The 4,280-nt window shown below is 66.1% G+C and carries 6 protein-coding genes; 3 read left to right on the top strand and 3 right to left on the bottom strand.

Annotated elements, in window-relative coordinates; translation table 11 throughout:
* Nucleotides 1-413, bottom strand: a 413-nt coding sequence (locus WAN02_RS22670) for a hypothetical protein (RefSeq protein ID WP_422266590.1), incomplete at its 3' end; no start/stop codon positions are given.
* 27 nt (nt 414-440) lie between these two features.
* Nucleotides 441-1,016: a hypothetical protein gene (locus WAN02_RS22665; RefSeq protein WP_422266588.1), complete on the bottom strand. Its 576-nt coding sequence runs from the start codon at nt 1,014-1,016 to the stop codon at nt 441-443.
* Nucleotides 1,017-1,199: 183 nt separating this feature from the next.
* Here WAN02_RS22665 and WAN02_RS22660 point away from each other — a divergent pair, with 183 nt between their 5' ends.
* On the top strand, nt 1,200-1,634 hold the full coding sequence (locus WAN02_RS22660) for a hypothetical protein (protein WP_422266586.1): 435 nt from the start codon (nt 1,200-1,202) through the stop codon (nt 1,632-1,634).
* An 18-nt stretch (nt 1,635-1,652) separates the two neighbouring features.
* Here WAN02_RS22660 and WAN02_RS22655 read toward each other — a convergent pair whose 3' ends face one another.
* On the bottom strand, nt 1,653-2,312 hold the full coding sequence (locus WAN02_RS22655) for a Type 1 glutamine amidotransferase-like domain-containing protein (RefSeq protein ID WP_422266584.1): 660 nt from the start codon (nt 2,310-2,312) through the stop codon (nt 1,653-1,655).
* Between the two features lie 278 nt (nt 2,313-2,590).
* Between WAN02_RS22655 and WAN02_RS22650 the strand changes: the two genes are divergently transcribed.
* Both WAN02_RS22650 and WAN02_RS22645 read left to right on the top strand, forming a co-directional pair.
* Nucleotides 2,591-3,595, top strand: coding sequence for a hypothetical protein (locus tag WAN02_RS22650; protein WP_422266583.1), 1,005 nt, complete (start codon nt 2,591-2,593; stop codon nt 3,593-3,595).
* 60 nt (nt 3,596-3,655) lie between these two features.
* Nucleotides 3,656-4,280: hypothetical protein (locus WAN02_RS22645; protein ID WP_422266581.1), on the top strand; the 625-nt coding region annotated here is incomplete at its 3' end.

Genomic DNA, 4,280 nt, shown 5'->3' with positions numbered 1-4,280 from the left:
CCAGGATCGGACGCCGAGCCCACCGACTGGCAGAAGCCGTTAGCGGCACAAGACGTTGCATCAAGCTCAGCCGAGTTGTCCTCGGTGGGGATGAGGTCAGCGGTGACTTGCGAATGGTCCTTGGAATCAGTGGTCTGAATCATGGGAGCGCGGCCCTGCTTGGCGGTGGAGTAGTAGCCGGCCGACATGCAGGTGAAGGTGGCTCCGACACAGGAGATCGACTGAAGTCCCGCCGCGCCGCCGTTGGCGTCGGCCGCTACAGCGGCCGCGCCGTAGGCCCAGACGTACTTCTTCTGGTCGTCGATGAGCGCGTACTGGTTGTGATCGATGGAGTCATCGAGGGCATAGCCCACGGCACGGCATTCGCCGGGTGCAGAGCAGGAAACGCTCGCGAGCGACGCTGGTTCTTTCATGTTGAGGTACTCCGGTGCCTTCTGCGCTTACCAGACGCTGGGCTTACCGGGGTTCTTGCTCGGGATGAGGTCGGCGATCAATCCGTCTGTTTCCTGAGTACCCATCGAGTTGTCGTGGATGGCCTGCCCGACTGCTGCGCAGGACCCAGCCGCAGGGCACGAGACGGAGGAGAGCTGGCCCTCGTACGATCCGGGATAGAGACTGCCGTCGCCGGTGGCGTCGAGGCCTTTCCACTTGCTGCCGGCCTGAGTCTCGATGACACCCTGGCTCCCGTCGGTGCCGACTGCGACGCACGAGCCGGGCGCCGGACACGACACCGCGGTGAGATTCGTCGAGCCCGCGCCCGTCCGTGCCGAGAGAGTGACGGCCTTCCACTTCCCGGCCTTCTCGACGTCGATGGCACCGCTGCCGTTCTGTGAGCCCACGGCCACGCAGTTGCCCGGTGACGAGCAGTCGACCGCGTTCAGCCGCAGGCCGGTGGCGACACCGTCAATGCCGGGTGCCCGGCTTGCGGTGAAGGCGGTGTTGCTTGCAGCTGCCGGCATTCCCACCAACAGCGCTGCGAACAGCGCCACCAGCGAGACCCCCCACGCCCGTCTCATGCCGAAATGCTGCCACAGGTCGGGTGATGTCGACTCGCGTTTGGCGGATTGGCGGTCGATCGCTGATCCGTCCTCCTCAAGGGGGACGACGTGGCTCCGAACATCGCTCGCGCAGGTGATTCGTGCGGGTGTGCCCGGCTCGTAGGTTGCCGACACAGCATCCTTAACTACTGGAGGTACGTCATGCAGAAGGCCCTCGCCCTTGCCGCGCTAGGTAGCGCAGGCGCAGTCGGGATCGCCGCAGTCGCGATGCCCGCGCTCGCCAGTTCCGAGTCGACAAGCCACACCCTCAAGTTCGTCGCTGTGACGCAGAAGCAGACCCAGCCCTCGAAGCGCACGTTCGTCGAGGACGCCGAAGCTGAGCGCGGCGGGAAGGTCATCGGCTTCGGCATTCTCGATGGCCGCATCACCTCAAGCACCGGCGGTGTCGGGGTGGTTGTCTTCGGTACGAAGGCTGGGCTTATCTACGCGAAGGTGACGATCAACAACACGCCCACGACGCCCGGAACCATCACCGGCGGCACCGGATCCTTCAAGGGAGCCAGCGGAACGATCTCGGTCACCAACCTGAACAAGTCCGGATCCCGCGCGAGTGTGACGATCCGCTACCACTCGTGATCCAGGCGTTCGAGGCCGCTACGGAAACTGCTGCCAGCGCCCCTCGGAGACGACCTCGACGGTGTCACCAGCCACCTTGATGGCGGTCTGGTCGTCGATGGCAAACGCCGGACCGCCGATCTCAGCGGCCCAACGCTCCGCCTCGGCCGAAGTGTTCGTCGGGAAGACATCCAGATGGGGGAAGATCGAGAAGTCGACGAGCCCCAAAGTCCGGTCGTCTTTCGCCGACGGCCAGTGCACGAAGTCGGCACCAATCCTCGGAGTCATCACCATGCTGCCGGCGCTGACTCCGACCCAGAGCGTTTCGGCCATTGACGGCAGGAGGTCTGCCAGCCCGGACGCGCGAACCCAGTGGCACAGGTACGTCGCATCGCCCCCGTCCACCAGAAGCACGTCGGCCTCCCGGACCCAGGGCACCCAGCGCTCCGCACCGACGCTGGGCAGCGTCGACAGTTCGAGCAGACCCAGCGACTTCCACTCCAGCGAGGTCATGCCACCCCACGGAGGCAGGCCGCTGACGAATCCGCGCGCCGAGACCGGGCCACACAGGGGGTGGCCCCACTGAGCGGTCGGGATGCAGAGCGCAGTCGCCTCGGTGGTCGGCTTGCCCAGCAGGTCGACCAGCGCAGCGCTGATGCCCGGGTTGGTGACGCCCCCGGAGGTGAGTAGCAGCTTCACGACGCCCCCTGAATCGAGTGCCACGAGCGGGGTCGCGTACGAGGACCGCACTCCGATCAGCCACCCTCTCAGAAGCATGGTCCGCACGCTCGCTGACAGTGATGCGACTCGGTCTCACTGGTTTCCTGACACTTCAGTTGATCCTCGAATCAGTCGACTGGGGCAGGGTGACACCATCTTCGCCCGCTGATCCTGAACGGCCCACATCTCCGGACATGGAGTGGGTCTTTCCGGTCCCTCCACCGCGTCGTACCACACGCGGCCTGCGGGCTCCTCTCGTGGCGCTGCTCGTCGTGCTCATGGTGTTCGTGGCGGCTGGCGGCGGGTGGGTGCTGCTGAACCGGTCGAGCAACCACGCTGCGGGCGCCACGCCGACAGGCACCTCGGCGATCCTCACTCCAGCCATGGCGCAACAGGTGCTCGATCACTACTGGCCACGCCACGAGGCGGCGTTGGTCGCGAAGAACCTTCCGGCCCTTGCCGTGATGGCGAGTGGGCCCGCCAAGAGCTGGGAGCAAGCTGCCGTGGGCTGCGGGTGCCTGGATGTCATATCCCCGCGTCGCATGTTGTCATCGACCGTCATCGTGCCGCCTCAGACCCGGTACCCGGCACACTTCATCGGAGAAGCCAGCACCGAGACCGACGGCCAGGGTTGGATCGAAGTCCTGGTGTTCACCAAGCAGCGTTCCGGCTCACCCTGGCTGGTCACCGAGGACAGCGGGTACGGGCTGCCGCCCGGCAACACCCCAACCCTCATCGCGTCGCTGACGGCGGGCTTCGCCCCGCCGATCACTGCCGAGCAGAGGCAGTCCGCTTCCCACATCGCCTCACGCTGGGCCAGGGTCTGGCAGAAGGCGAAGAACACCGGCCGGATCCCGACAAACACCGGCTTCGACCTCACCGGAGACACCGGAAATCGAGTCGCCTACCTCGCCGCGCATCCCCAGAACGCCGTCCAGGCCAACGGTGCGTACGGGCACTTCCGGTTCTATGTATCGCCCAAGGACCCGCTGATTGTGGCCCCCGTGCTCAACGGCGGTCTGCTCGCGTGCCAGCCCGTCCGCGAGAGCGTCATCTACAGCGCGCTTCCTGGCGAGCAGCTGCTGCAGGATCCGCTTCGGCACAACTGGGGACCGTCACTCGCGCCCGGCACGTACCCGGCTGTCTACAGCGATGACATCTGGCAGACCTGCTTCCTGATCCGTGCGGGGCTACCGATCACCGTTCTGGATCAAGACATCGGTGGCTCCGTGGTGACGCCAGCCGGCGCGACATCAACCTGAGCGCTGTGCTGGGCGGCGCACCCGCTCAAGGCCGGCTCATCCTCGGCCGACCTCTGATTGGTGACAGACACGATCGTGCCGCAGTCTGCGCCGCCCTCTCGCCGTGGCAGCAGTCGCCCTACCTCCCGACCTGTTGTTGCCGGCGTCGCGGCCATCGCGGTTCTCGCACTGCTCGCAGTCGGCTACGAGGTGACCAAGGGAGGCTCGAGCCAGACACCGCAAGCCGCGCCGGTCACCCGGAGCGCACCCGTCGCGACGACGGTAGCGCCCCCAGCGACTCCCCAAGCGCTGCTTCGGGCGGCGACCGCCGACGCACTCTCCTCCGGCGCGGTGCGCCTCTCGATTCGGAACGTGACGAGCGGCGGCGGAGTGTCCAAGGTCACGAGCATCGACATGACCTCGAGCGGGCTACAGCGGATCACGGTGCACGGCGAGGTACTCCTGGCGCAGGTGGACGGCAGAGAGACCTACTTCAGCGGCAACGCTCGCGGCCTGACGAAGAGCATGGGGTTCCGGCCCGCATTGGCATCACAGATCGCCGGCCATTGGGTGCAGCTGTCTCCCGGTGAGCCTGGCTACAGCAGCGTTCGCCAGCAGATCACACTGCCCTCGGTCATGCATCTGGTGGTCGCGATCTCAACGCTCCATAAGAAGCTGCTCCACTCTACGAAGGACGGCTTAGCAG

The sequence above is a fragment of the Mycobacterium sp. genome (assembly GCF_049281135.1).
In the GTDB taxonomy this organism is placed as follows: Bacteria; Actinomycetota; Actinomycetes; order Mycobacteriales; family Mycobacteriaceae; genus Mycobacterium.
The sequence above is the reverse complement of the archived record's forward strand: the minus strand, read 5'-3'. Positions and strand labels throughout refer to the sequence as shown.